The sequence below is a fragment of the Hydrogenophaga sp. FW305-3-2-15-A-LB1 genome, from assembly GCF_058787875.1.
On record NZ_JBYTAE010000023.1, the window covers coordinates 41680 to 65996 of the forward strand.

The window sequence follows — 24317 nt, forward strand, 5'->3', positions numbered from 1 at the left end:
GAACCCTCTCGATACCCCTCGGGGCACCTGTTCAAAGGGGCCATGGTACCCAAGGCAGGGGACCACGATGGCCCCCGGGGCGACAACCGAGTGCGTTCAGGGGGATCCCCTGGCGGGCTCAGCGCCGGATGCGGCCGTCTTCGGTGAGCAGGGTCATCTCGACGAAGCGCGAGCCGGTGTGCTTGTTGGGCCCGAAATCCACCGGAAAACCACCCAGATCGAGGTTGCGCAAGCCCTGGACGGCGTGGATGAAGCCCTCGCGCGTGAGGTTGCGCCCGGCGCGCTGCGCGGCTTCGCTGAACACCTTGGCCGCGACGTAGCCCTCCATGCTGGAATGGTTGGGCACCAGGCCCGGCCGGGCCTTGACCGCGGCGAGGTACTCGCTGGCAATGGGCGTGACCGGCGTGTAGGGAAAGGGCATGACCTGGCTGACCAGCACGCCCTTGGCCATCGCGCCGAGTTCATCGAGCAGGGCCTGCGTGCCGACCACGGAGACGTTGTAGAAGTTGCCGGTGTAGCCCCGGCCGCGCGCCAGGCGGACGAAGACCGCACAGGCCTTGTAGACACCGATCTGCACGATGGCCTCGGGCCGATGGGCCAGGATCTCGTCGACCGCTTTCACCACGTCCACCGAATGGCGTTCGACGGTGCCCAGCGCCACGGGCGACAGGTTCTGCGCCTGGAGCGCGCGCGCCACGCCCTCCAGACCAGCTTGGCCATAGGCATCGTTCTGATGGAACACGGCGATCTTCTTGATGCCGGTGCCGGTGATCTGGCGCACGATGGCCGCAGTCTCGTCCTGGTAAGAGGCGCGCACATGAATGGCATAGCGGTTGAAGGGCACGCGCAAGGCTTCGGCCCCGCTGGCGGGCGCGAAGAACGGCAGCTTCGCTTCGGTGGCCAGGGGCAGGGCCGCCGCGCTGGTGAGCGTGCCGATGTAGCCGAACAGCGCGAACACGCCTTCGCTCAGGAATTGCCGGGTGTTGGCCGCGCAGCGATCGGGATCGTCGCCATCGTCCAGGCGCCGCAACTCGATGCGCCGGCCCTGCACGCCGCCCTTCTGGTTCAGGGCCTCGAAAAACAGCTGCGCGCCCAGGTAGAACTGCAGGCCCAATTGTTCGGACGCCCCGCTGAACGGGGCCGACTGCCCCAGCACGATGCGGGTGTCGCTGATGCCCACCGACTGCGCCCGGGCGGCGAGCGCCACCCCGCCCAGGGTGGGCCAGAGGGCCAGGCGGCCCGCGTGTCCAAGCATGTCTCTGCGTCGCATGATCCGTTCCCCCAACCGCGTAAACGTGTTCCGCAGCGTAGGCCAAATCCCCGGCGAAAGTAAGGCTTTCGGCCTGCATTTCGTCGCCGATGAACGGGGGCCGCGTGAGCGAGTGCACGCAAGTGCGACCGGCAAGGACATGGGGGCGCGAATATCATGAACGGCTGCCACACCATCGCCCCATGACACCCCTCACGACCACCCCGGAACCGCAACAGGTGCGCGGCGCCTGCCCGCACGACTGCCCCGACACCTGCGCCCTGGTCACCACGGTGGAGAACGGCGTGGCCCTGCGCGTGCAGGGCAACCCGGCGCACCGCCACACCGACGGCGCCCTGTGCACCAAGGTCTCGCGCTACGCCGAGCGCAGCTACCACCCCGAGCGCCTGCTCACCCCGCTCAGGCGCAGCGGCCCCAAGGGCAGCGGCCGCTTCGAGCCGGTGGGCTGGGACGAAGCGCTCGACGACATCGCGCAACGCCTGCAGGCCATCGCCGCGCGCGACCCGCAGGCCATCCTGCCCTACAGCTACGCCGGCACCATGGGCCTGGTGCAGGGCGAGGCCATGGCCGGGCGCTTCTTCCACCGCCTGGGCGCGTCCCTGCTCGACCGCACGATCTGCGCCTCGGCGGGCGGCGAAGGCCTGGTGCAGACGCTGGGCGGCAAGGTCGGCATGAAGGTCGAGCACTTCGCGCGCTCCAAGCTGATCCTGATCTGGGGCAGCAACTCGATCGGCAGCAACCTGCACTTCTGGCGGCTGGCGCAACAGGCCAAGCGCGAGGGCGCGCGCCTGGTCTGCATCGACCCGCGCCGCACCGAAACGGCCGACAAGTGCCACGAACACATCGCCCTGCGCCCCGGCACCGACGCCGCGCTGGCGCTGGCGCTGATGCACCAGCTCATCACCCACGGCTGGCTGGACCACGGCTACATCGAACGCCACACCCTGGGCTGGGAAGGCCTGCGCGAACGCGCCCTGCAATGGCCGCCCGAGCGCGCCGCCGAGGTCTGCGGCGTGCCGGTGCAGCAGATCGTGGACCTGGCGCGCGCCTACGGCACCACGAAACCGGCGGCGATCCGCCTCAACTACGGCATGCAGCGCGTGCGCGGCGGCGGCAACGCGGTGCGCGCCATCGCCTGCCTGCCCGCCCTGGTGGGCGCCTGGCGCGACCCGGCCGGCGGCCTGCTGCTCTCGGCCTCGGGCCACTTCCCCGTGCAGCGCGCGGCCCTGCAGCGGCCCGACCTGCTGGCCGGGCGCGCGGCGCGCACGATCAACATGAGCACCATCGGCGACGACCTGCTGCGCGAGACCTCGCCCGGCTTCGGCCCGAAGGTCGAGGCCGTGATCGTCTACAACAGCAACCCGGTGGCGGTGGCGCCGGAGTCCGGCAAGGTGGTGCAGGGCTTCGAGCGCGAAGACCTGTTCACCGTGGTGCTGGAGCATTTCCAGACCGACACCGCCGACCTCGCCGACTACATCCTGCCGGCCACCACGCAGCTGGAGCACTGGGACATCCACACCAGCTACGGCCATACCGACGTGCTGCTCAACCGGCCCGCCATCGCCCCGGTCGGCCAGGCCCGCACCAACACCGACATCTTTCGCGCGCTGGCCGCGCGCCTGGGCTTCGACGAACCGTGTTTCGCCGACGACGACCTCACGCTGTGCCGCACCGCCTTCGGCGACGCGGTGGACTTCCAGCAGCTGCTGGACCAGGGCTTTGCCACGCTGAACCTGCCCGAGGCCCCGTTTGCCGATGGGCAATTCCCCACTGCCTCGGGCCGCTGCGAGTTCCACAGCGCGCGGCTGGCGGCCAAGGGCGAGGATGGCCTGCCCGACCACCTGCCCAACTTCGAGGCCTTCGGCAGCTCGACCCAGTTCCCGCTCGCCATGATCTCGCCGCCCGCGCGCAACTTCCTCAACTCCAGCTTCGTCAACGTGACCAGCCTGCGCGACATCGAGGGCGAGCCTCTGCTGGAAATCCACGCCGACGACGCCGCCGCGCGCGGCATCGCCAGCGGCCAGATGGTGCGCGTGTTCAACCAGCGCGGCGAATACCGCTGCAAGGCCAGCGTGTCCAAACGGGCCCGTCCCGGCGTGGTCAACGGCCTGGGCATCTGGTGGCGCAAGCTCGGGCCCTTCGGCACCAACGTCAACGAGGTCACGAGCCAGCGCCTCACCGACATGGGCGGCGGCCCGGTGTTCTACGACTGCCTGGTCGAAGTGGCGACCCTGCCCGAGGGCGCCTGATGCGGCGCGGCCTGGCGCTCATGGCCCTCGCCCTGCTGGGCGCAGGCTGCGCCAGCACCACCGGCGTGGGCTATTACTGGCAGTCGGTCACCGGCCACCTGCGGCTGATGCAGGCCGCCCGCCCGGTGGACGACTGGCTGGCCGACGCCCAGGCGCCGGAGCGCCTCAAGGAACGGTTGGCGCTGGCCCGGCGCATCCGCGCCTTCGCCGTCACCGAGCTCGCCCTGCCCGACAACGCCAGCTACCACCGCTACGCCGACCTGCAGCGCCGCGCCGCGGTCTACAACGTGGTCGCCGCGCCCGCGCTCTCGCTCACACTGCAGACCTGGTGTTTCCCGGTCGCCGGCTGCGTGGGCTACCGGGGCTACTTCGACGAGGCCGACGCGCGCGCCTTCGCCCGCACCCTGCCCGCCGACCTGGAGGTCGTGGTCTACCCCGTGCCCGCCTACTCCACCCTGGGCTGGATGAACTGGGCCGGCGGCGACCCCTTGCTCAACACCTTCATCGGCTACCCGGAAGGCGAGCTGGCCCGCATCGTCTTCCACGAACTCGCGCACCAGGTGGCCTATGCCCGGGGCGACACCGAGTTCAACGAGGCTTTCGCCACCAGCGTGGAACGGCTGGGCGGTGCGCGCTGGCTGGCGACCCAGGCAAGCGAGCAGGCGCGCGCCGACTACGCGGTGTTCGACCAGCGCCGGCGCGCCTTCCGCTCGCTCACCTTCTCCGTGCGCCAGCAATTGCAGGACATCTACCGGGACACCACGATCGACGACGCCGAGAAGGCGCGGCGCAAGGCCACCGCCATGACCGGCTTCCACCGCAGCTACCAAGACCTCAAGCGCGGCTGGGGTGGCTTCGCCGGCTACGACCCCTTCGTGGCCCAGGCCAACAACGCGAGCTTCGCGGCCCAGGCAGCCTACGACGGCCTGGTCCCGGCCTTCGAGGCCTTGTTCGAGCACGAGGGGCGGGACTTCGCGCGGTTCTATGATGCGGTTCGCACCCTGGCCGCGCTGCCCAAGGAAGAACGGCAAGCGCAGTTGCGCCGCCTGGCACCCGCCGGCGCGCCCCAGGTGGCCCGCCACCCCTGACCCCGGCAACCACACCACCCACACACGAGGCAAGCCATGGCAGACATCCACATCGAACGCGAACACGCCCTGGGCCTGCCCGCCGCGCGCAAGCTGGCCTGGCGCTGGGCCGAGCAGGCCGAGAACGAGTTCGACATGAGCTGCACCTACGAGGAAGGCGATGGCTGCGACGAGGTGCAGTTCACGCGCTCGGGCGTCAGCGGCACGCTCAAGGTGTCGGGCGAGCGTTTCGAACTGGACGCCCGCCTGGGCTTTCTGCTCGGTGCGTTCAAGGACCGCATCGAAAGCGAGATCGTGAAGAACCTCGACACGCTGCTGGCGGCCAGGAAGCCGGCCGCCAAGGCGGCGGCCAAAAAGAAGAAAGCCGGCTGAGCCGGCTTCGTTTTCCTCCAGGGCACCCGCGGAACCGGCTTTGCCGGGCCGCCAGGCGCGCCCCCTTGAAGGGGGTGACGCCGAAGGCGGCGCGGGGGGTCAGCTCAATTCTTCGATGAGGTCGACGTACTGCTGCATCGCGTCCTCACTGCCCGTGCCCTTGAGGCCGTTCCAGGCGTCCCACTTGGCGCGGCCCACCATGTCGCCGAAACCGGGCTTCTTCTCGGCGTTGTCGCCGGTGGTAGCCTGCTTGTACAGCGCATAGATCTTGAGCAGCGTGGCGTTGTCGGGGCGCTCGCTCAGGTTCTTGGAATTCGCCACCGCGGCGTCGAAACGGGACTTGAGATCGGCCATGAATGCTCCTGGTTTGAAATGAAACGCCCGGCGCGGGTCGGCCGGGCTTAGGGCTGTCCCGCTATCTTACGGTTTGGTCTGTCTGCACAATAGAGCCACAACCCCAAGACCCGCGGCACCGGCCTTTCAGCGGCCTGGTTCACGCACCCGAGGAGCATCCATGGTTCAACGCGTCGCCGCCCGGCCCGGCCCTTCCGCAGCGCGCCCGCCCGCCACCGCCAAATCCCCGGTGGCCCTCGTGCGGGGCGCGAGCGCCTCGGTCCAGCAGGCGCTGGCGAGCACCCTGGGCATGGAAGGCGAGCGCATGAGCAAGGTGGACACCGCCTGGCTGCGCATGGACTCGCCGTCGAACCTGATGATGATCGTGGGCGTCTGGATCCTGCGCCCCGGCCTCACGCCGGATGCCTTGAAGGAACGCGTGCGCGAACGCCTGCTGCCCTACCCGCGCTTCGTGCAGATCGCGCGCGAGGACGCCGCCGGCGCGCACTGGTCCAAGGACCCGGATTTCCAGATCGATCGGCACATCGTCACGCACAAGCTCAAACGCCGGCCCGGCCAGACCGAGCAGGACGCGCTGCAGGACCGCGTGGGCGACCTCGCCATGCAGGCGCTGGACCCCGAGCACCCGCTCTGGCGCTTCGAACTGATCGAGCGCTACGACGGTGGTTCGGCCCTGATCGCGCGCATCCACCACTGCATCGCCGACGGCATCGCGCTCATCAGCGTGATGATGAGCTTGGTCGATGGCGGCGGCGCGCCCCCCGAGCGCCAGCGCCGCAAGCCCCCGAAGATCGGCCTGGACGGCGCCGAGGACTGGCTGGCCGACACGCTGATCCGGCCCTTTGGCGACATCACGGCCAAGGCATTGGAAGCCGCTGGCGGTGGCGCGGCGAAATCGCTCTCCATGCTTGCCGCTCCGCAGCAGAGCCTGAGCGACACGCTGGGCCAGGCGGTGGACCTCGCGCGCATGGGCGGCCAGCTCGCCAGCGACCTGGCCTCGCTGGCGCTGATGCCCGACGACTCGCCGACCCGGCTCAAGGGCCAGCCCGGCCGCACCAAGCGCGTGGCCTGGTGCGAGCCCATCCCGCTGGACGAGGTCAAGGCCATCGGCAAGGCCATGAACTGCTCGGTCAACGACGTGCTGCTGGGCTGCGTGGCCGGCGCCATCGGCGCCTACCTGCGCGGTCTGGGCGACGACACCGGCGGCAAGGAAATCCGAGCCATGGTGCCGATCAACCTGCGCCCGATGGAAGACGCCTGGAAACTGGGCAACCGCTTCGGCCTCGTGCCCCTGGTGCTGCCCATCGGCCTGGACAACCCGATCGAGCGCGTGTTCGCGGTGCGCGCGCGCATGAACAACCTCAAGGGCAGCCTGCAGCCGCTGCTAACCTTCGGCCTGCTCTCGGTGGCGGGGCTGCTGATCAAGCCGGCGCAGGACGCCATGCTCAGCCTGTTCGGCCGCAAGACCACGGCGGTGATGACCAACGTGCCGGGGCCAGCAGCCAAGCTCAAAGTGTGCGGCGCCACGCTGGAGCAGACCATGTTCTGGGTGCCGCAGACCGGCACCGTGGGCCTGGGCGTGTCGATCCTGAGCTATGGCGGGGGCGTGCAGTTCGGCGTGATCGCCGACACCCAGCTGTGCCCGGACCCGCAGCAGATCATCGACCGCTTCGAGCCGGAGTTCGCCCGGCTGCTGACACTGACGCTGATGCTGCCCTGGGGCGAGGCCAAGGACTAGTTCAGACCAAGGCCAGGCGTCGGTCGGCGATTTCGAGCAGGCCGTCGAAGATCAGGCTTTCCACCAGCTCCACCTCGGTGGACATGCTGGGCGCCATCTTCCAGCCCGCGCCCCCGGTCATGATGCAGACCGGCTGCTCGCCGCAATGGCGCCGCAAGTTCTCCACCATGCGCTGCACCGCACCGGCAATGGCGAAGGTGCCGCCGCTGGTGAGCGCGTCGCTGGTGTTGGTGGGAAAGTCGCAAACCTCGCCGGTGGGCACATGCAGACCCGCCGTGCCCGACTCCAGCGCGCGCAGCATGATGCCGTGGCCGGGCAGAATGATGCCGCCCAGGAAGCGCCCCTCGGTGTCGATGGCCTCGACCGTGACGGCCGTGCCCACCATCACCACCACGCAGGGCTTCGCAGGGCCCCGGGCGAGCAGCCGCTGGCGCGCACCGATCATGGCCACCCAACGGTCCGACCCCAGCCGGGCCGGGTGGTCGTAGCCGTTGACCAACCCCGCTTCGGCGCTGCTGGACACGACCCAGTGCGGCGTCACGTCCCACAGCTCGAGCTGCTCGCCGACCCGCCGCTTGACCGCGTCGCCAGCGACCACACAACCCAGCACCCATTGCGGGGCGGGCAGGTGGCGCCAGTCGCCGTCTTCCAGGGTTTCGATGTTTTCCAGAAACTGCGCACCGCTGGCCAACAGCGTGGCCCCCACGCGTGGCGCGTCGTAAAGGGCCCACTTGAGGCGGGTGTTCCCTACGTCCAGGGCCAGAAAAGTCATGCGCGGATTATGACCAAGCCACCGTGCCCGGATTGCCGCAGTGCAGCATGGGGCGCGGTGGGCGGGTTCAGATCAGTCCGATCCAACAGGCGCGCTGCACGGCGGCCAGCTTGTTGTCGGTCTGCAACTTGGACATCGCGTTGGCGAGGTGGTAATTCACCGTGCGCTCGGAGCAGTCCATGCGCAACGCGGTCTCGCGCGCGGTCAGACCTTCGAAGGCCAGGTTGAGGCTTTCGAGTTCGCGCGGGCTCAGGCCCACGCGCTGTTCGGCGATGGTGCGTCGCAACATGGGCCACACGTTGAAGGCCGACCAGGCCAGCACCGCCGCCTCGGAGCGGTCGGCAAAGGCCCGTGGGCTGAACATGAAACACTCGAAGGCACGGCCCGCCGGCAGGCTGAAGGCCACGCGCACCAGTGTCTGGTAGCCGTGCGCCAGCCACAGGCGGCGCCAACGGCTCGACTGTTCGAACGAGGATTTGGAAATGTCCTGCCAGGCCACCAGCGGCGCATCGCTGTCGCGCCAGCCCGCGCCGAAGTCCCGGCTTTCGGCCAAGGCCTCGGCGGCCCCCACCAGCCGGGGGGGATGCACCGCCAGCACCTCGCGCTGATCCCGCCCACCCAGGGGGTTCGGACCAAGAACCAGCACGGCGTCCACCCCTTGATCGCGCAGCGCGCAGACCCAGTCGGCCAGAATACCGTCCAGCCCGACACTGTCAAAGTTGACAGGCAGGGTCATGGTTGATAACACCCTGTTGCATACACAATGCCTGATGAATCAGGATGGGAGTCACGCGCCACAGGTGTTTGGCGATCGAAGGAGTGCATATTGTCTTTTGACCGGTTGTGGATGCTCAGCGCCAAAGCCCGCATGTGGCGGTGGGTGCTGGACGAGGTTGTCCACGCGCCTGTGGAGCCTATTTTGCACCCATCGCGGTACCGGCTGCTGTGGATCGGGGCATTCACGTTCGTCGGCCACCTGGTCATCTACGGCATTTGGGGCCATCTCGTGCCCCAGCCCTATGAAAATGTGTGGGCCCGCCTGGTGATGGCCTTCCTGGCACTCATTTATGTGTTGCCCCGGATTTCGCGCGACCCGTCGTCCACGGAAAGTGGGCGCCTCTTCAGCCTGGCCACCTGGATCCAGCTGCCCTGGTTCTTCACCTGGATGTACTGGATGAACGGGGGCAATGCCGCCTGGCTGGGCAGCGTCGCCGCCATGATCCTCATTTATTACCACGCGACCGACTGGCGCCTGGCCACGCTCGGCCTGATCACCGGCGGCATCGCGGGCTGGGCCACGGCGGAGTTCTATGGCGGCAGCACCCGCCCGTTCGAGGAGCCGCTGGCGAACGTGGTGGTGATCACCTTCTCCTGGCTCATGGGCCTGATGCTGGGTTTCTCCAGCGCCAACCTGCGCCGCGCCCGCCTGCTCAACACGCTGAGCACCATGGGCGTGATGGCGCACGAGCTGCGCACGCCGCTGGCCACGGTGAACCTCATGGGCGACGTGCTGCGCAACCTGGTGCAACACGACATCCCGGACCCCAAACGCAAGAAGCTGGAGGAACTGGCCACGCGGCTGCAGAACCTGGTGCGCAGCATGAACCGCCAGATCGACACCCAGATTTCCAACGCGCAGCTCATGCGCCTGCCGCGCGAGCAGTCCCTGATCATGGCGGCCGAGCTGGTGCAGGAGGTGGTGAACCAGTACCCCTACCGCTCCTCGCGGGAGCGCGACTGCGTTCAGGTGCACATCCAGAGCGACTTCTGCTTTTCGGCTTCCCGCCCGCTGTTCGCCCAGGTGCTCACCAACCTGATCAAGAACGCGCTGCACGCACTGGCCGCGGCCAGCACGGCACCCAGCCCGGGCGACCTGCGGGTGGACGTGGGCCTGCACCACGGCAAGGGCCGCATCGCCGTGTCGGACGACGGCATCGGCATCACGCACGAGCAGCAGCAGCGCATTTTCGAGCCCTTCTTCTCGACCCAGAGCGGGGCCGGCAACGGCCTGGGCCTGACCTTCTGCAAGAACGTGGTCGAGGCCGCCCATGGCCGCCTCAGCGTGCACTCCCAACCTGGGCTGGGCGCGGTCTTCATGATCGACCTCCCCCTCAACACATCTGCGGCCCAGACCTTGGCCGTCTCAGGCTGACCACGATGGCACTGACGATCTCACTCTTTCACCGCCCTGGCAGTGTCCTCTTCCTGGATGACGACACCGACTACCTGGAAATGCTGGGCATGGTCATCCCCTCGCACTGGCAGGTCGAGCTCTATTCACGCCCCTCGGGCTTCGCCGCCCGCATGCAGAACGAGCCCGCGCGCTGGGAGGCCGACGCTATGGCTCAGCTGCAGATGATCGAGCGCTGGCGGCAGGGTCAGCCGCTGCTGCCGCAGGTGTTGCGGTACTGGGCCGTGAGCGCCTCGCGCTACGAGCTGGCCCAGATCTGCGTGGTGGACTACGCCATGCCCGGCACCGACGGCCTGCGGGTGCTCAACACCCTGCTCGACTGGCCAGGCTCGCGCGTGCTGTTGACGGGCCAGGCGGACGAGCAGATCGCCATCCAGGCCTTCAACAACGGCTTGATCGACCAGTTCGTGCCCAAACAGACCACGGACATCACGCGCCACCTGCTCGGTGTGCTGCGCAAGCTGTCCCAGACGCCACACCCCCGGCTCAACACGCTGTGGCGTGCCGCCCTGCGGCCGGCGCAGCAGTCCATGCTGCAGATCCCGTCGGTGGCGCAGGCGCTGCGCGCCTACACCGAGCAGCACTGGGTGGAGTACGTGGTGCTCGGCGAGCCCTTCGGCTTGGTCGGCCTGGACTCCATGGGCAACTGCCACTGGCTGCAGCTCGAACCCACGGCCAGCCTGCCCGATCTGGCCGAGCTCGCGGGCTCGGCCGGGCTGGGCTTCGATGCCGTGCGCGCCGTGCAGGCCGGGCAACGGCTGGCCGCCGTGGAACTGCACCAGCAAATGGGCCTGCGGGGCCCGGTGCGGACCGCGCAGGCCTTCCCGGTCGGGGACGACGGCGTGCTCTCCGGCGCCCTGTTCAGCCTGGACCGCGCCGACCTGCCCCAGCCCATCTATGCCTACCGGCACTTTCTGGAAGCCCAGGGCGGGCGCGAGGTTCACGACACTTAGGGCCTGTCAACCCTATGCCGCCAGGGCCTCCTCCTGGGCGCCGGCCTGCACGCGGGCGCGCCGGGCACAAGGCCAATCCCAGGGTTTGACGATCGGCGCGATCTCGCGCGCCACCGCCTCCAGGTGATCGAGTTCGGCCTCGGTCAGCGCCGCGTTGAGCGTGAGTCGCACCAGAGCGCGCTTGCTGCTGGTGGCCGGGGCGCAGAAGATGGCGCCGAACACGCCGCGCTTTTCCAGCTCGTCGCGCAGGCGCATGGTGTCCGGCTCGGTGCCGGCTTCCAGCGAAATGATCTGCTCGGTGCCCTGGTGGATCCAGTAGCCCAGGCCGCCCAGGGTGTCGCGCACCCGGCGGGTGATGGCCTTGAGGCGGGCCCGCTCGTCGTCGGCCTTCTGCAGCACCTCGACCGTGGCCCGCAGGCCGGCGATCTCATGGGGCAGCAGGCAGGAGCTGAAGATGTTGGGGAAGCTCGAGCTCAGGATGTAGTAGCGCATGCTGGCCGGTGCGGTGAAGAAGCCGGCGCGCCCCGCGACCGACTTGGCCAGGCTGGCGGAAATGAAGTGCACGCGGTCCGTCAGACCGAGTTCGGCGCACAAGCCCGCGCCGCCCGGGCCGTGCGTGCCCAGGGAATGCGACTCGTCGACCAGGATCATGCTGCCGTGCTTTTCCACCACCTCGATCATGGCTTCCAGCGGGCACACGGAACCGGTGGTGCTGTAGACCGAGTCCACCACCACCACGCCCGGGCCGTTCTTGGCCATGATCTTGTCCAGGTGGGCGGCGTCGTTGTGGCGGAAGGCAAAAGCCGGCGCGCGCGCGGCATGGGCCCCTTCCCACAGGGAAGCGTGCGCCTGGGTGTCCAGGTACACCGGGGTGTTGGCGTCGGCGATGGACTGCAACAGGCCGACGTTGGCCGAGTAGCCGGACTGGCAGACGAAGGCGTCTTCCTTGCCGACCCAGCCCGCCAGGGCCATTTCGAGCGCGCGCGTGGGGTGCTGCTGGAGGAGGAACACACCCGACTGCACCACGAACTCGCTGGACTTGGTGATGGCCTCGACCTGGGCCGCGACGATGCTCGGGTGGCCCGTCACGCTCAGGTAGTCGTTGCCGTCCAGGCGCACCGCATTGGGGCCGGGCGAAGAACCGTGCAGCACGAACTTGCCGCCCCAGTTGCCTTCCCAGCGGGGTTTGAAATCACGTTCCATCCGCTGAACCAGGGTGGCGGCCAGCGGTGGGTTCTTGTAAACGGCGTCTTGAGCGCGTTCCAGCGTTTCCATGGGATTCCCCTTAGCGGATAGAAAACCCCATTAAAAAAAGAAATCCGTGAAAAATCACACGACCCCTGTCAGGTTTGACAGGGGTTATGAGGCTTTCTTCTCAAGTTTCGGCTCGTTCTGCCGACAGGCGGTTACGCGGCGTAACAACCCTTGAACGGCTGGCTCAGTTCTGGCGCCAGGGCAATTCGCGGAACCGCCACCCCCCTTTGCGCCCCCGGTGGGCGTCGGCATCGGGGTCGCCTTCGAAGCCTTCGAGGATGTTGTAGGCCTCCAGCCCGAGCTCGGTGGCCCGCTTGGCGGCGGCAATGGAGCGCACGCCGCTGCGGCACAGCAGCACCAGCTTCTTGCCGCCGGCCGCTTCCCGCACCTGCTGATCGAAGGTCGGGTTCAGCGCCATGCCGGGCCACTGTTTCCAGGCGACGGGCACCGCGCCCGGCACAAAGCCCACCCACTCCCGCTCCGCGTCGGTGCGCACGTCCACCATCACCGCCTCGCCGCTCTGGACCCAGCGCCAGGCCAGTTCGGGCGATACGTCACCGGCGTAGGTGCCCTGGTGGGTGCCCGAGGGCGGCAGGGGCTGCATCTGCAGCGCGCCGTCGGCGTCGTGGCGCAGGCCGGACGTGAGGTTGGCCGGCACGGCCTCGTCGATGCGCCGGGGGCGCGGCAGGTTCAGCGAGTTCATCAGGGCCACGAACTCGGCCTCGGTCTTGCCCGCCACCCGCGTGTTGGTGGTTTTCTCGCGCCCGATGCTGGAACACGAACGGCCCTGGTAGTCGTGGCCGGGCCAGACGATGGTGTCGTCCGGCAGCGCGAACAGCACCTGGGTCAGGCTGCGGTACAGGGCCTCGGCACTGCCCGACTGGAAATCGGTGCGGCCGCACCCATTGATCAGCAGGGTGTCGCCGGTGAACACGTGGTTGCGCCAGAGAAAGCTCATGCTGCCGGCGGTGTGGCCCGGGGTGTGCAGGGCCTTGAGCACCTCCCCACCGAACTTCAGGGTGTCGCCATCCTGGAGCTGCACGCCCGCGGTGCCGATGCCACACCCCAGGGGCGCGGCGGTCTTGGCGCCAGCCAGCTCGGCCAGCCGGCCCGCGCTGGTGATGTGGTCGGCGTGGGCGTGGGTTTCCACCGTCCAGACCAGTTTGAGGCCGTATTCCCGCAGGGTCGCGAGATCGCGCTCGATCTGCTCGTCCACCGGATCGATGAGCAGCGCGTCGCGGCTGAGTTGGTCGAACAGCACGTAGGTGTAGGTGCTGGAGGCGGGGTCGAACAGCTGGATCGGTTTCATCTGAAAGCACAAGTGGAACTCGGGGGCCGACCATCATGCCCGAGGCTGGGCGTTATGGATTTTCAACAGGGCGTGAAGATATTTTCACGCCCATTTTTGGTGCTGGAACAGCCAAAAACAAGGGCTTGCAGCCACGTGCTATTCACTGGTCGGTGAAAACCCTGCGCTCCGCCGTGGCACCTTGGGCGCATCATCGGCGCCTCATCAACCCGACTGGAGACAACAGATGACTGACAAGAAGACCGTCACTTCGCGCCGAGGCATGCTCAAAGGCGCCGCCGTCGCGGCCGGCGCCATGTCCGTGCCCATGATTGCCACCGCGCAGACCACCACGCTGCGCTTCCAGAGCACCTGGCCGGCCAAGGACATCTTCCACGAGTACGCAGGTGATTTCGCGAAGAAGGTCAATGACATGGCCGGCGGTCGTCTGAAGATCGAGGTGTTGCCAGCGGGCTCGGTGGTACCGGCCTTCCAGTTGCTGGACGCGGTGGCCAAGGGCACGCTGGACGGCGGCCACGGCGTGGTCGCCTACTGGTACGGCAAGAACTCCGCCCTGGCCCTGTGGGGCTCCGGCCCGGGCTACGGCATGGACGCCAACATGGTGCTCGCCTGGCACAAGTACGGCGGCGGCAAGGCGCTGATGGAAGAGATCTACAAGAGCCTGAACCTCGACGTGGTCTCCTACCTGTACGGCCCCATGCCTTGCCAGCCATTGGGCTGGTTCAAGAAGCCGGTGTCCAAGGTCACGGACATGAAGGGCCTGAAGTTCCGCACCGTGGGCCTGGCGGTGGACGTGTTCACCGACATGGGCACCGCCGTCAACCCGCTGCCCGGCGGCGAGATCGTGCCGGCGCTGGACCGCGGCCTGATCGACGCGGCCGAATTCAACAACGCCTCCAGCGACCGCGTGCTGGGCTTCCCCGACGTGGCCAAGAACTGCATGCTGCAGAGCTTCCACCAGTCCGGCGAGCAGTTCGAGATCCTGTTCAACAAGACCAAGCTCAACGCCCTGCCTGCCGAACTCAAGTCCATCATCGAGTACGCGTCGGAAGCCTCCAGCGCCGACATGAGCTGGAAGGCCATCGACCGCAACTCGCAGGACTATGAAGCGCTGAAGAAGGGTGGCGTGAAGTTCTACAAGACGCCCGATCCGATCCTGCGCGCGCAGCTGGCTTCGTGGGACAAGACCATTGCCAAGAAGGCGGCCGAGAACCCCTTGTTCAAGAAGGTGCTCGACTCGCAGAAGGCCTTCGCGCAGCGCGCCGGCCAATGGCAGAACGACTACACGGTCGACTTCAAGATGGCCTTCAACCACTACTTCGCCAAGAAGAGCTGATCCCGGCACAGGGGAACGAGGGGCATGGCGCCGGCGCGATGCCCCTCTTTTTTTGCCCGTTTCACCGCGCCGGCTGAGGAATCACGATGCAATCCATCTTGTGGACCATCGATCGGCTGTCCACGCTGATCGGCAAGGTCTTTGCCTGGTGCGCCCTCCTGCTGACGCTGCTGATCAGCTGGGAGGTGTTTTCGCGCTATGTGCTGAACGAACCCCACGCCTGGGTGCTCGACGCCCAGATCATGTTGTACGGCACCATGTTCATGACGGCCGGCGCCTACACCCTGTCCAAGAACGGGCACGTCCGGGGGGACGTGCTCTATGGTTTCTTTCAGCCGCGAACCCAGGCCACCGTGGACCTGGTGCTCTACATCGTGTTCTTCCTGCCCGGCATCGTCGCGCTGACCTGGGCCGGCTGGATCTACGCCGGCGAATCGCTCGCGATCCGCGAACAGACCTTCTCGGCCGACCCCCTGCCGCTGTACCCCTTCAAGTATGTGATTCCGCTGGCGGGCATCACGCTGCTGCTGCAGGGCCTGGTGGAGATCGTGCGCTGCGTCCAATGCATCCAGACCGGCGCCTGGCCGGCGCGTGAAGACGACGTGCAGGAAGTCGACGTCGAAAAACTCAAGGAAATGGTCAACGTGAAAGACGAAGACATCGCCGCACTCGACGCCGTGGTCGTCGCCCAGGAGAAAAAACAATGAAGTTGCGCAAGGAACTCTGGTTCGGCCTCAGCTTCATGGCCCTCATCGTGGTCCTGGCGGCCGTGGTGCTGCTGCGCGCCGAAACCATCACCCAGGGTCACCTGGGCCTGCTGATGCTCTCGCTGGTGGTCGTGGCGATCATGCTGGGCTTTCCCACCGCGTTCACGCTCATGGGCATGGGCATGCTGTTCACCTGGCTGGCCTACGACAGGGACGTCACGCACACGCTGGACCTGATGGTGCAATCGGCCTACAAGACCATGGCCAACGATGTGCTCATCGCCATCCCGCTGTTCGTCTTCATGGGCTACCTCGTGGAGCGCGCGAACCTGATCGAGTCGCTCTTCAAGAGCATGCACCTGGCCATGGCCCGGCTGCCCGGCGCGCTGGCAGTGGCCACGCTGGTGACCTGCACCATCTTCGCCACGGCCACCGGCATCGTCGGCGCGGTGGTGACGCTGATGGGCCTGCTGGCCTTGCCGGCCATGCTGCGCGCCGGCTACAGCGTGCCGCTGGCGGCTGGCGCCATCACGGCGGGGGGCTGCCTGGGCATCCTGATCCCGCCTTCGGTGCTGCTGATCGTCTACGGTGCCACGGCCGGCGTGTCTGTGGTCCAGTTGTACGCTGGCGCGTTTTTCCCCGGGCTGATGCTGGCTTCCCTGTACATCGTGTACGTGATCATCGTGGCCAAGCTCAAGCCGCAATGGGCACCGCCGCTGAGCGCCGAAGAGCGCCAGGTCCACCTGCCCACGTTGACCCAGCGCCTGACCACCGACCCGACCGCCCACGCGGTGCTGGGCTTGCTCAAGGGCCGGCGCAATGCCGATGTGCCCCTGTCGCACCTGCTCAAGCAGATCGGCATGGCCGCGCTGCCCGCGCTGATCTTCGCTGCGGTGATGATCCCGAGCTACCAGGCGGTTACCACGGTGAGAGCCGAGGCGGTGTACGAGATCGAGGAAATCGGCGCCAGCCGCTCCAGCGCCTCCGAAGGCGGTGGCCTGGCCGAGCCCCCGGCCGAAGGGGGCCTGGCCGAACCGCCATCCGAATCGGGCGGCCTGGCCGAACCTCCGGCGGACCCCGATGTGCCCGAGGCCGCTGGCGCCCTGCAACCCCCTCCCGGTGCCGACGCCGCCGCGGCCGAACCCGCCGCTGCGGCGCAAGCAGCGGTCGAAGGGGTCGAGGTGGACGAAGAAATCGCCACGACCCAGCCCGCCCCCACCTGGTGGTGGGTGGTGTTTGCGGTCATGGGCGCGCTCGTCACCCTGTTCTACCTGTTCCTCAGCTTCGCCCGGCTTGAAATCTTCAAGATGCTGCTGGCCTCGTTCTTCCCGCTGGTGCTGCTGATCCTGAGCGTGCTGGGTTCGATCGTGCTGGGCCTGGCGACGCCGACGGAGGCGGCGGCCATGGGGGCGCTGGGCGGCATGCTGCTGGCAGCCGCCTACCGGCGGCTCAACATGGCCGTGCTCAAGGAATCGGTCTACCTGACCGCCAAGACCTCGGCCATGGTGTGCTGGCTGTTCGTGGGCTCGGCGATCTTCTCCGCGGCGTTCGCGCTGTTGGGCGGGCAGGCGCTGGTGGAGCAGTGGGTGCTCAGCATGGAACTCACCAAGATCGAGTTCCTGGTGATGACCCAGATCATCATCTTCCTGCTGGGCTGGCCGCTGGAATGGACCGAGATCATCGTGATCTTCATGCCGATCTTCATTCCCCTGCTGGCCCATTTCGACGTGGACCCGCTGTTCTTCGGCCTGCTGGTGGCGCTGAACCTGCAGACCGCCTTCCTCAGCCCGCCGGTGGCCATGGCCGCCTTCTACCTGAAGGGCGTGGCCCCGCCGCACGTCACGCTGAACCAGATCTTCCTGGGCATGCTGCCGTTCATGGGCATCCAGATCCTGGCCATCGTGCTGCTGTACATGTTCCCCGGCATCGGCCTGTGGCTGCCGCAGCTGCTCTACAAGTGATCTGACGGGTTCGATCCACCCCAGGGGGCGCTTCGGCGCCCCTTCTTTTTTGGGGGAAACGGGTTATATTACGTTTACGTAAACGTCAATTGACCGGATGCGCGAAGAATCGTGTCCGAGCCCCCTAGCTGGAGACCGCATGCCCCGCCCGAACGACGCCTCCCTGCCCTTTCCGCGTGCGGCCCTGCGTGCGGGCAAGAACGGCGCGTGGCGCGGCTGGCAGATCGAGCCTGTGGCCGAGGGCGCGCCGGCCACCAAGGTCTCTCTCAAGAAGCTCAAGCCGGACGCCAAGCCCTTTTCCAGCGGCGACAAGGCGGCCGACCAAGCCAGCGTGCAGGCCATCGCCGAAGAACTCGACGGCTTGCAGGACCTGTTCTACGCCGACCGCCGCTTCAAGCTGCTCGTGGTGCTGCAGGGCACCGACACCGCCGGCAAGGACGGCACCGTGCGAGGCGTGTTCGCACGCACCAGCCCGCTGGGCGTGCACACCGTGGGCTGGAAAGCCCCGACCGAGGTCGAGCGCGACCACGACTACCTCTGGCGCATCCACCAGCAGGTGCCCGGCGCCGGCGAGACCATGGTCTTCAACCGCAGCCACTACGAAGACGTGCTGGTGCCCGTGGTCAACCGCTGGATCACGCCCGCCCAGACCGCTCAGCGCTACGCGCAGATCAATCACTTCGAGCGCCTGCTCGCCGAGACCGGCACCGTGATCCTGAAGTTCATGTTGCACATCGGCAGCGACGAGCAGCGCCAACGCCTGCAGGAGCGCGTGGACGACCCGACCAAACACTGGAAGTTCAGCGAAGGCGACATCGACGTGCGCAAGCAGTGGGCCGACTACCAGCGCGCCTACGAGGCGCTGCTGGCCCGCACCAGCACCCCCTGGGCACCCTGGAACGTGGTCCCCGCCAACTCCAAGACCCACCGCAACCTGATGATCGCGACCATCGTGCGCGACACCCTCAAGGCCCTCGACCTGCGTTACCCGCCGCCCAAGCCCGCCTTGGCCGGCCTGCGCATCGAATGAGGCTTTCCGCCATCCGCCCCCAGAGAGAGACACCATGAGCAACCTCGCCGCCGAGTACCAGGCACTGGCCAACTACCGCCCCACGCACAAGGTGCGTTTCGTCACCGCCGCCAGCCTGTTCGACGGGCACGACGCCGCCATCAACATCATGCGGCGCATCCTGCAGGGCATGGGCGCCGAGGTGATCCACCTGGGCCACAACCGCTCGGTGGACGAGGTGGTCACCGCCGCGCTGCAGGAAGACGCGCAAGGCATCGCCATCAGCTCCTACCAGGGCGGCCATGTGGAGTACTTCAAGTACATGGTGGACCTGCTCAAGAGCCGGGGCGGCGAGCACATCCAGGTGTTCGGCGGCGGCGGCGGCGTGATCGTGCCGGCCGAGATCCGCGAGCTGCAGGACTACGGTGTGACGCGCATCTACAGCCCCGAAGACGGCCAGAAGATGGGCTTGGCCGGGATGATCGGCGAGATGGTGATGCGCTGCGACCGCGACCTCAGCCCCTACGCGCCCAAGGCGCTGGCGGCCATCGAGGGCCAGGGCGAGATGAACTGGCGCGCGCTGGCCCAGCTCATCACGGTGCTGGAGAACGGCAGCGCGGACGCGGCCATCGTCTCCGCCCTGCGCGAGCAGGCCCAGACCAGGAAGGTGCCGGTGCTCGGCATCACCGGCACGGGCGGCGCGGGCAAGTCCTCGCTGACCGACGAGCTCATCCGCCGCCTGCGGCTGGACCAGGACGACCGCCTGCGTGTGGCCGTGATCTCCATCGACCCCTCGCGCCGCAAGAGCGGCGGCGCGCTGCTGGGCGACCGCATCCGCATGAACGCCATCAACCCCTGGGGCCAGGGGCCGCGCGTCTACATGCGCTCGCTGGCCACGCGCGACTTCGGCAGCGAGATCAGCGCCGCCCTGCCCGACGTGATCGCGGCCTGCAAGTGCGCGGGCTTCGACCTGATCGTGGTCGAGACCTCCGGCATCGGCCAGGGCGACGCGGCCATCGTGCCGCACGTGGACCTGCCCATGTACGTCATGACGCCCGAGTTCGGCGCGGCCAGCCAACTCGAGAAGATCGACATGCTGGACTTCGCCGCCTTCGTGGCCATCAACAAGTTCGACCGCAAGGGTGCGCTCGACGCCCTGCGCGACGTGGCCAAGCAGGTGCAGCGCAACCAGGAAGCCTGGAGCACGCCGCCCGACCAGATGCCGGTGTTCGGCACCATGGCCGCGCGCTTCAACGACGACGGGGTGACCGCGCTGTACCAGGCGCTGAAAGTCCGCCTGGGCGACCTCGGCCTGCCGTTGCAGGAGGGTCGGCTGCCCGCCGTGAAGGTGCGCCACAGCACCAACCAGACGCCCATCGTGCCGCCCGCGCGCACGCGTTACCTGGCCGAGATCAGCGACACGGTGCGCGGCTACAAGAAGAAGGCGATCGAGCAGTCGCGCCTGGCGCGCGAGATCCAGCAGCTCAACGCCAGCGCGGCCATGCTGCGCAAGGACAAGCCCGAACGCGCGCGCGCCGCCGAGGCGGTGATCGACCTCGCTCAATTGCGCGAACTCGACCAGGATCCGGCCGCGCGCAAGCTGCTCGCCCAGTGGCCCGACATGCAGAAGGCCTACGCGGGCGACGAGTACGTGGTGAAGATCCGCGACAAGGAGATCCGCACCGCGCTCACCACCAAGAGCCTGTCGGGCACCACCATCCGCAAGGTCGCGCTGCCCAAGTACGAGGACCACGGCGAGATCCTGAAGTGGCTGATGTTGGACAACGTGCCCGGCAGCTTCCCCTACACCGCCGGCACCTTCGCCTTCAAGCGCGAGGGCGAGGACCCCACGCGCATGTTCGCCGGCGAAGGCGACGCCTTCCGCACCAACCGCCGCTTCAAGCTGCTCTCCGAAGGCATGGCCGCCAAACGCCTGTCCACCGCCTTCGACTCGGTCACGCTCTACGGCAACGACCCCGACCCGCGCCCCGACATCTACGGCAAGGTGGGCAACTCCGGCGTGAGCATCGCCACGCTCGAGGACATGAAGGTGCTCTACGGCGGCTTCGACCTCTGCCACCCGGCCACCTCGGTCTCCATGACCATCAACGGCCCGGCGCCCAGCATCCTGGCGATGTTCATGAACACCGCAATCGACCAGAACCTGGAGAAGTTCGAAACCGAGAACGGGCGCCAGCCCACCGCCACCGAGGCCGCCAAGATCCGTGAATGGGTGCTGGCGAACGTGCGCGGCACGGTGCAGGCCGACATCCTCAAGGAAGACCAGGGCCAGAACACCTGCATCTTCTCGACCGAGTTCTCGCTCAAGGTCATGGGTGACATCGCCGAGTACTTCGTGCACCACGACGTGCGCAACTTCTACTCGGTGTCCATCAGCGGGTACCACATCGCCGAGGCCGGCGCCAACCCCATCAGCCAGCTCGCCTTCACGCTCTCCAACGGCTTCACCTTCGTGGAGGCCTACCTCGCGCGCGGCATGCACATCGACGACTTCGCGCCCAACCTGAGCTTCTTCTTCAGCAACGGCATGGACCCGGAGTACACCGTGCTCGGCCGCGTGGCGCGCCGCATCTGGGCCACCTCGATGCGCGACCGCTACGGCGCGAACGAGCGCAGCCAGAAGCTGAAGTACCACGTGCAGACCAGCGGCCGTTCCCTGCACGCGCAGGAGATCCAGTTCAACGACATCCGCACCACGCTGCAGGCGCTGATCGCGATCTACGACAACTGCAACAGCCTGCACACCAACGCCTTCGACGAGGCCATCACCACCCCCACCGAAGACTCGGTGCGCCGCGCGATGGCGATCCAGCTCATCATCAACCGCGAGTGGGGCCTGGCCAAGAACGAAAACCCCAACCAGGGCGCCTTCATCATCGACGAGCTCACCGAGCTGGTGGAAGAGGCCGTGCTGCAGGAGTTCGAGAAGATCGCCGAACGCGGCGGCGTGCTGGGCGCGATGGAGACCGGCTACCAGCGCGGCAAGATCCAGGACGAGTCCATGCACTACGAGATGCTCAAGCACACCGGCGAGTACCCGATCGTGGGCGTGAACACCTTCCGCAACCCGCACGGCGACCTCACGCCCGAGACGCTGGAGCTCGCGCGCTCGACCGACGACGAGAAGCAGAACCAGCTCAAGCGCCTGGCCGACTTCCACGCGCGCCATGCCCACGAGTCGCCCGCCATGCTGCAGCGCCTGCGCCAGGCCGTGATCGAGAACGGCAACGTGTTCGAGGTGCTGATGGACGCGGTTCGCGTGTGCTCGCTCGGCCAGATCACCAGCGCGCTGTTCGAGGTGGGTGGGCAGTACCGCCGCAACATGTGAGCCTCGGGCCTCGCGGCCCCAGGTTCACATCGGGTTCGCCAGCGGCAGGTTGAGCAGCAGGTTCTGCGGCTTGAGCTTGAGCAGGCCATCGGGCCCCATGGCCAGGCCCAGGTAGACCGGCTTGCCGCGCACGTCGGCACGCATGTCCTGCGGGTCGGCAAAGCTCAGCCGGAACAGGCTGATCAGCCGGCGCTGGCGCTCGGGGTCCACCTCGTTGCCCAGGTAGAGGTCGTTGAGCAGCGCGGTCGAGGCCACATCCAGCCCCACATGCCAGCGCCAGGACGGGTCTTCCACCCGTGACTCGGGCTGGATCTTCACGGCCACGCCGTGGAAATGGCGCACCCACTTCTCCAGCACCGATGCCAGCGCCTTCAGACCCGAGCGGGAGCGTGCCATGGTGAGCGTGAGCCCATGCGGCAATTCGTTCTGGATTTCGTGCGTGAGGTCGAGCACGAAGTTGAAGCGCCCAGCCCCCTCCCGGCTGCGCAGGTAACGCGGCGCGTTGTCGTCGCCCAGCACCTCGATCTGCGTGGCCGGCAGGGCCGCGCCGCCCTGCACCAGCAGGCGCCCCAGCTCGCCCAGGCCACCGGTTTCATTGAGCAGGTCCAGCACCTCGCTGTCGCCGCTGAGCACGCGGCCGTCCTGCACGCTCACGCGCTGGCGGCGAAACAGCATCTCGGCCGCGCGCCAGGCCCAGGCGTCGGGCTCGTCCTCCAGCAGGCGGCACACCAGGGCCTGCACCACCAGGTCCAGGAACAGCGGCGGGATCTGGATGGCGCCGGCCTGGAAGAAGCCGGCGTAGGCGGCTTCGAGCGAGCCGGCGGCGATCACCGCGTCCCGGAAGCCCAGGAACAGGCGGTGGTTGGCGCGCGCGTCGTCGTCCTCGAAGGCGCCCAGCTCGGCTGCCGTCACGGCGCGCGTGGGCGCGGCCATCAAGGCAGCGTGCAGCGCGCGCTCGGCTGCACAGGATTCCTCAACCAGCGCGAGTTCCGGGCGCTGGAGCCAGAGCCGCCAGTAGCCGTCGGTGGGGCTCAGCCAGCCGCGCGCATCGCGGTTGAGCAGTTCGTGGCCGCAGGACGACCAGATGGGGAGTGAAGAGGCGTCGGACATGAAGAAAACCCGCTGCGCGGGGGCGCGTGGCGGGTTGGGAGTCGAGGGGTGAACGCATTGTCGTTCACCTGCGGCGGCGCCGGGGCGCCGCGGGTTCAGGGTGCGGCCTGCAAGGCGCCGGCTTTGCGGCTGCCCGTGATCGCCCGCGAGGCGTAGGGCGCGGGCGCATCGCGCGTGTAGGTCGCATCCGGCACGCCGGGCAGCGCGATCAGGGCCTGCAAGGCTGCGTTGGGCCAGAAGTTCGGGCTGCTGATGCTGGTGGCACCCGCCAGGTTGCTCGCCACCGAGCTCACGTTGTTGGACTGCGAGGCGTTGCCCGCGACGTAACCGCCCGTGATCGCGGTCTGGTTGCCGGTGCCCGCGAACAGGTTGGCCGTAAGCGTGACCGACGAGGTGCCGCTGGCGATGGCCAGGAAGGCGCCGCCCGAGCGGGTGATGGTCACGGTGTTGTGCACGGCCTCGAAGGTGTTGGTCGGGTTCGACAGGCCTTCGGCCCCGTAGGAGATGGCATTGGGGTTGCTCGCCTGCGGGCCCTTGTGAAACAGGTTGCCCTTCAGGACTACCTTGCCGCCGTTGGGGAAGTCGGCCAGGTAGCTCGACGTGCCCGTGGGCCCGTCCATGAAGTAGCTGTTCTGGATGATGGACTCGCGCGCCCGGCTCTTGAGGTTGTGGCCGACCATGGCCTCGTGGAAATAGCTGGAGTTCACCGTCAGCCGGTCGATCTGGTTGACGTAGATGTTGTGCGTGTAGCCATCGCCCAGGCCGTTGCGCGCGAACTCCGAACTTTCAATGGTGATGGTGGCCGAACCGGCGTTGGCGAGGATGCCGTTCTGGTTGTCGTAGAAGCCGCTGTTGAGGATGCGCAGGTCGCCCGTGTGCTCGGCGCGGATGCCGGCGCCGTTCTGGTCGGGCACCGTGGTGTCGCGGAACTCGATGTTGTCGATGGTGATGTTCGCGCCCGACACCACCCACAGGCCCTTGCCCCGGGCGTTGTTGCCGTTGGCGAACAGGCGCGCGCGGCTGCCCACGCCGCAGATGGTGAGGTTGTTGACGGTCCAGGAAGCGACGTCGCCCCGGTAGTCGCCGCCCGCGATCTTGATCACATCGCCGGCCTGCGCCACCGCGGCCGCCGCGCTGGGCATGGCGTAGGTCTTGCCAGGGCCCACCTGAAGCACGCGGCCCGGTGCGGTGTCGCAAGCCGCGCCGGCCGACAAGGGAGGCGCCGGCGATGGCGTGGCGCTGCCGCCCCCTCCGCCACCACCGCCTGACGGGCTGTCGCCACTACCGCCGCCGCC

At 67.8% G+C, this 24317-nt stretch carries 19 protein-coding genes and 1 pseudogene; 11 read left to right on the top strand and 9 right to left on the bottom strand.

Annotated elements, in window-relative coordinates; translation table 11 throughout:
• Positions 1 to 118: 118 nt before the first annotated feature.
• Positions 119 to 1270 (bottom strand): ABC transporter substrate-binding protein, encoded by a 1152-nt coding sequence (locus AC3WPZ_RS09280; protein ID WP_492439303.1) that lies wholly within the window; start codon positions 1268 to 1270, stop codon positions 119 to 121.
• 182 nt (positions 1271 to 1452) lie between these two features.
• Here AC3WPZ_RS09280 and AC3WPZ_RS09285 point away from each other — a divergent pair, with 182 nt between their 5' ends.
• Genes AC3WPZ_RS09285 through AC3WPZ_RS09295 form a run of 3 tightly spaced genes read left to right on the top strand, consistent with a single transcriptional unit; the run spans position 1453 to position 4979 of the window.
• On the top strand, positions 1453 to 3519 hold the full coding sequence (locus AC3WPZ_RS09285) for a molybdopterin-containing oxidoreductase family protein (RefSeq protein ID WP_444687433.1): 2067 nt from the start codon (positions 1453 to 1455) through the stop codon (positions 3517 to 3519).
• Positions 3519 to 4607, top strand: coding sequence for an aminopeptidase (locus AC3WPZ_RS09290; RefSeq protein ID WP_492439305.1), 1089 nt, complete (start codon positions 3519 to 3521; stop codon positions 4605 to 4607). The genes AC3WPZ_RS09285 and AC3WPZ_RS09290 overlap by 1 nt, the downstream gene beginning before the upstream one ends.
• A gap of 36 nt (positions 4608 to 4643) precedes the next feature.
• The gene (locus AC3WPZ_RS09295) at positions 4644 to 4979 is read left to right on the top strand and encodes a polyhydroxyalkanoic acid system family protein (protein WP_382154128.1); all 336 of its coding nucleotides are present in this window, start codon (positions 4644 to 4646) and stop codon (positions 4977 to 4979) included.
• Positions 4980 to 5078: 99 nt separating this feature from the next.
• Here the strand turns inward: AC3WPZ_RS09295 and AC3WPZ_RS09300 are convergent, their stop codons facing one another.
• On the bottom strand, positions 5079 to 5333 hold the full coding sequence (locus tag AC3WPZ_RS09300; RefSeq protein WP_382154125.1) for an acyl-CoA-binding protein: 255 nt from the start codon (positions 5331 to 5333) through the stop codon (positions 5079 to 5081).
• 304 nt (positions 5334 to 5637) lie between these two features.
• On the opposite strand from AC3WPZ_RS09300, the gene AC3WPZ_RS09305 reads away from it, so the two are divergent.
• Entirely contained in the window at positions 5638 to 7071 is a 1434-nt protein-coding gene (locus AC3WPZ_RS09305) for a wax ester/triacylglycerol synthase family O-acyltransferase (RefSeq protein ID WP_492439316.1), read from the top strand.
• 1 nt (position 7072) lies between these two features.
• On the opposite strand, the gene AC3WPZ_RS09310 is transcribed toward AC3WPZ_RS09305, so the two are convergent.
• On the bottom strand, positions 7073 to 7843 hold the full coding sequence (locus tag AC3WPZ_RS09310; protein ID WP_382154122.1) for a type III pantothenate kinase: 771 nt from the start codon (positions 7841 to 7843) through the stop codon (positions 7073 to 7075).
• A gap of 67 nt (positions 7844 to 7910) precedes the next feature.
• On the bottom strand, positions 7911 to 8579 hold the full coding sequence (locus AC3WPZ_RS09315; RefSeq protein WP_291111076.1) for a helix-turn-helix transcriptional regulator: 669 nt from the start codon (positions 8577 to 8579) through the stop codon (positions 7911 to 7913).
• A 183-nt stretch (positions 8580 to 8762) separates the two neighbouring features.
• Here AC3WPZ_RS09315 and AC3WPZ_RS09320 point away from each other — a divergent pair, with 183 nt between their 5' ends.
• Together AC3WPZ_RS09320 and AC3WPZ_RS09325 are read left to right on the top strand one after the other, a co-directional pair.
• Positions 8763 to 9995, top strand: a complete 1233-nt coding sequence (locus AC3WPZ_RS09320; RefSeq protein WP_382154119.1) for a sensor histidine kinase — start codon at positions 8763 to 8765, stop codon at positions 9993 to 9995.
• Between the two features lie 5 nt (positions 9996 to 10000).
• Positions 10001 to 10987 (top strand): response regulator, encoded by a 987-nt coding sequence (locus AC3WPZ_RS09325; protein ID WP_291111072.1) that lies wholly within the window; start codon positions 10001 to 10003, stop codon positions 10985 to 10987.
• Between the two features lie 12 nt (positions 10988 to 10999).
• On the opposite strand, the gene cqsA is transcribed toward AC3WPZ_RS09325, so the two are convergent.
• From cqsA to AC3WPZ_RS09340, 3 genes and pseudogenes are all read right to left on the bottom strand, one after another.
• Entirely contained in the window at positions 11000 to 12262 is a 1263-nt protein-coding gene (cqsA, locus tag AC3WPZ_RS09330; RefSeq protein WP_291111070.1) for an alpha-hydroxyketone-type quorum-sensing autoinducer synthase, read from the bottom strand.
• A 163-nt stretch (positions 12263 to 12425) separates the two neighbouring features.
• The gene (locus AC3WPZ_RS09335; protein WP_382325739.1) at positions 12426 to 12845 is read right to left on the bottom strand and encodes a rhodanese-like domain-containing protein; all 420 of its coding nucleotides are present in this window, start codon (positions 12843 to 12845) and stop codon (positions 12426 to 12428) included.
• A gap of 24 nt (positions 12846 to 12869) precedes the next feature.
• Positions 12870 to 13550 (bottom strand): annotated as a pseudogene (locus AC3WPZ_RS09340) (MBL fold metallo-hydrolase); the annotation flags it as partial.
• A 226-nt stretch (positions 13551 to 13776) separates the two neighbouring features.
• Between AC3WPZ_RS09340 and AC3WPZ_RS09345 the strand changes: the two are divergent.
• The 5 genes from AC3WPZ_RS09345 (at position 13777) to icmF (ending at position 21912) form a co-directional block, all read left to right on the top strand.
• Positions 13777 to 14886 (top strand): TRAP transporter substrate-binding protein, encoded by a 1110-nt coding sequence (locus tag AC3WPZ_RS09345; RefSeq protein ID WP_382321950.1) that lies wholly within the window; start codon positions 13777 to 13779, stop codon positions 14884 to 14886.
• An 86-nt stretch (positions 14887 to 14972) separates the two neighbouring features.
• Positions 14973 to 15593, top strand: a complete 621-nt coding sequence (locus AC3WPZ_RS09350; protein ID WP_382321951.1) for a TRAP transporter small permease subunit — start codon at positions 14973 to 14975, stop codon at positions 15591 to 15593.
• Positions 15590 to 17554 (top strand): TRAP transporter large permease, encoded by a 1965-nt coding sequence (locus AC3WPZ_RS09355; RefSeq protein ID WP_492439308.1) that lies wholly within the window; start codon positions 15590 to 15592, stop codon positions 17552 to 17554. The genes AC3WPZ_RS09350 and AC3WPZ_RS09355 overlap by 4 nt, the downstream gene beginning before the upstream one ends.
• Before the next feature lie 139 nt (positions 17555 to 17693).
• On the top strand, positions 17694 to 18584 hold the full coding sequence (locus AC3WPZ_RS09360; RefSeq protein ID WP_382321953.1) for a PPK2 family polyphosphate kinase: 891 nt from the start codon (positions 17694 to 17696) through the stop codon (positions 18582 to 18584).
• Between the two features lie 34 nt (positions 18585 to 18618).
• Positions 18619 to 21912 carry a fused isobutyryl-CoA mutase/GTPase IcmF gene (gene icmF / locus AC3WPZ_RS09365; RefSeq protein WP_492439310.1) on the top strand — a complete coding sequence of 1098 codons (3294 nt, stop codon included), beginning with the start codon at positions 18619 to 18621 and terminating at the stop codon, positions 21910 to 21912.
• Positions 21913 to 21936: 24 nt separating this feature from the next.
• On the opposite strand, the gene AC3WPZ_RS09370 is transcribed toward icmF, so the two are convergent.
• Positions 21937 to 23022, bottom strand: coding sequence for a DUF6352 family protein (locus AC3WPZ_RS09370; protein WP_492439312.1), 1086 nt, complete (start codon positions 23020 to 23022; stop codon positions 21937 to 21939).
• A gap of 95 nt (positions 23023 to 23117) precedes the next feature.
• Positions 23118 to 24317: right-handed parallel beta-helix repeat-containing protein (locus AC3WPZ_RS09375; protein WP_492439314.1), on the bottom strand; the 1200-nt coding region annotated here is incomplete at its 5' end.

Coding starts and splice junctions, on each gene's coding strand:
- AC3WPZ_RS09280 (WP_492439303.1), bottom strand. CDS start 1,270: ATGCGACGCAGAGACATGCTTGGACACGCGGGCCGCCTGGCCCTCTGG.
- AC3WPZ_RS09285 (WP_444687433.1), top strand. CDS start 1,453: ATGACACCCCTCACGACCACCCCGGAACCGCAACAGGTGCGCGGCGCC.
- AC3WPZ_RS09290 (WP_492439305.1), top strand. CDS start 3,519: ATGCGGCGCGGCCTGGCGCTCATGGCCCTCGCCCTGCTGGGCGCAGGC.
- AC3WPZ_RS09295 (WP_382154128.1), top strand. CDS start 4,644: ATGGCAGACATCCACATCGAACGCGAACACGCCCTGGGCCTGCCCGCC.
- AC3WPZ_RS09300 (WP_382154125.1), bottom strand. CDS start 5,333: ATGGCCGATCTCAAGTCCCGTTTCGACGCCGCGGTGGCGAATTCCAAG.
- AC3WPZ_RS09305 (WP_492439316.1), top strand. CDS start 5,638: ATGAGCAAGGTGGACACCGCCTGGCTGCGCATGGACTCGCCGTCGAAC.
- AC3WPZ_RS09310 (WP_382154122.1), bottom strand. CDS start 7,843: ATGACTTTTCTGGCCCTGGACGTAGGGAACACCCGCCTCAAGTGGGCC.
- AC3WPZ_RS09315 (WP_291111076.1), bottom strand. CDS start 8,579: ATGACCCTGCCTGTCAACTTTGACAGTGTCGGGCTGGACGGTATTCTG.
- AC3WPZ_RS09325 (WP_291111072.1), top strand. CDS start 10,001: ATGGCACTGACGATCTCACTCTTTCACCGCCCTGGCAGTGTCCTCTTC.
- cqsA (WP_291111070.1), bottom strand. CDS start 12,262: ATGGAAACGCTGGAACGCGCTCAAGACGCCGTTTACAAGAACCCACCG.
- AC3WPZ_RS09335 (WP_382325739.1), bottom strand. CDS start 12,845: ATGCAGCCCCTGCCGCCCTCGGGCACCCACCAGGGCACCTACGCCGGT.
- AC3WPZ_RS09345 (WP_382321950.1), top strand. CDS start 13,777: ATGACTGACAAGAAGACCGTCACTTCGCGCCGAGGCATGCTCAAAGGC.
- AC3WPZ_RS09350 (WP_382321951.1), top strand. CDS start 14,973: ATGCAATCCATCTTGTGGACCATCGATCGGCTGTCCACGCTGATCGGC.
- AC3WPZ_RS09355 (WP_492439308.1), top strand. CDS start 15,590: ATGAAGTTGCGCAAGGAACTCTGGTTCGGCCTCAGCTTCATGGCCCTC.
- AC3WPZ_RS09360 (WP_382321953.1), top strand. CDS start 17,694: ATGCCCCGCCCGAACGACGCCTCCCTGCCCTTTCCGCGTGCGGCCCTG.
- icmF (WP_492439310.1), top strand. CDS start 18,619: ATGAGCAACCTCGCCGCCGAGTACCAGGCACTGGCCAACTACCGCCCC.
- AC3WPZ_RS09370 (WP_492439312.1), bottom strand. CDS start 23,022: ATGTCCGACGCCTCTTCACTCCCCATCTGGTCGTCCTGCGGCCACGAA.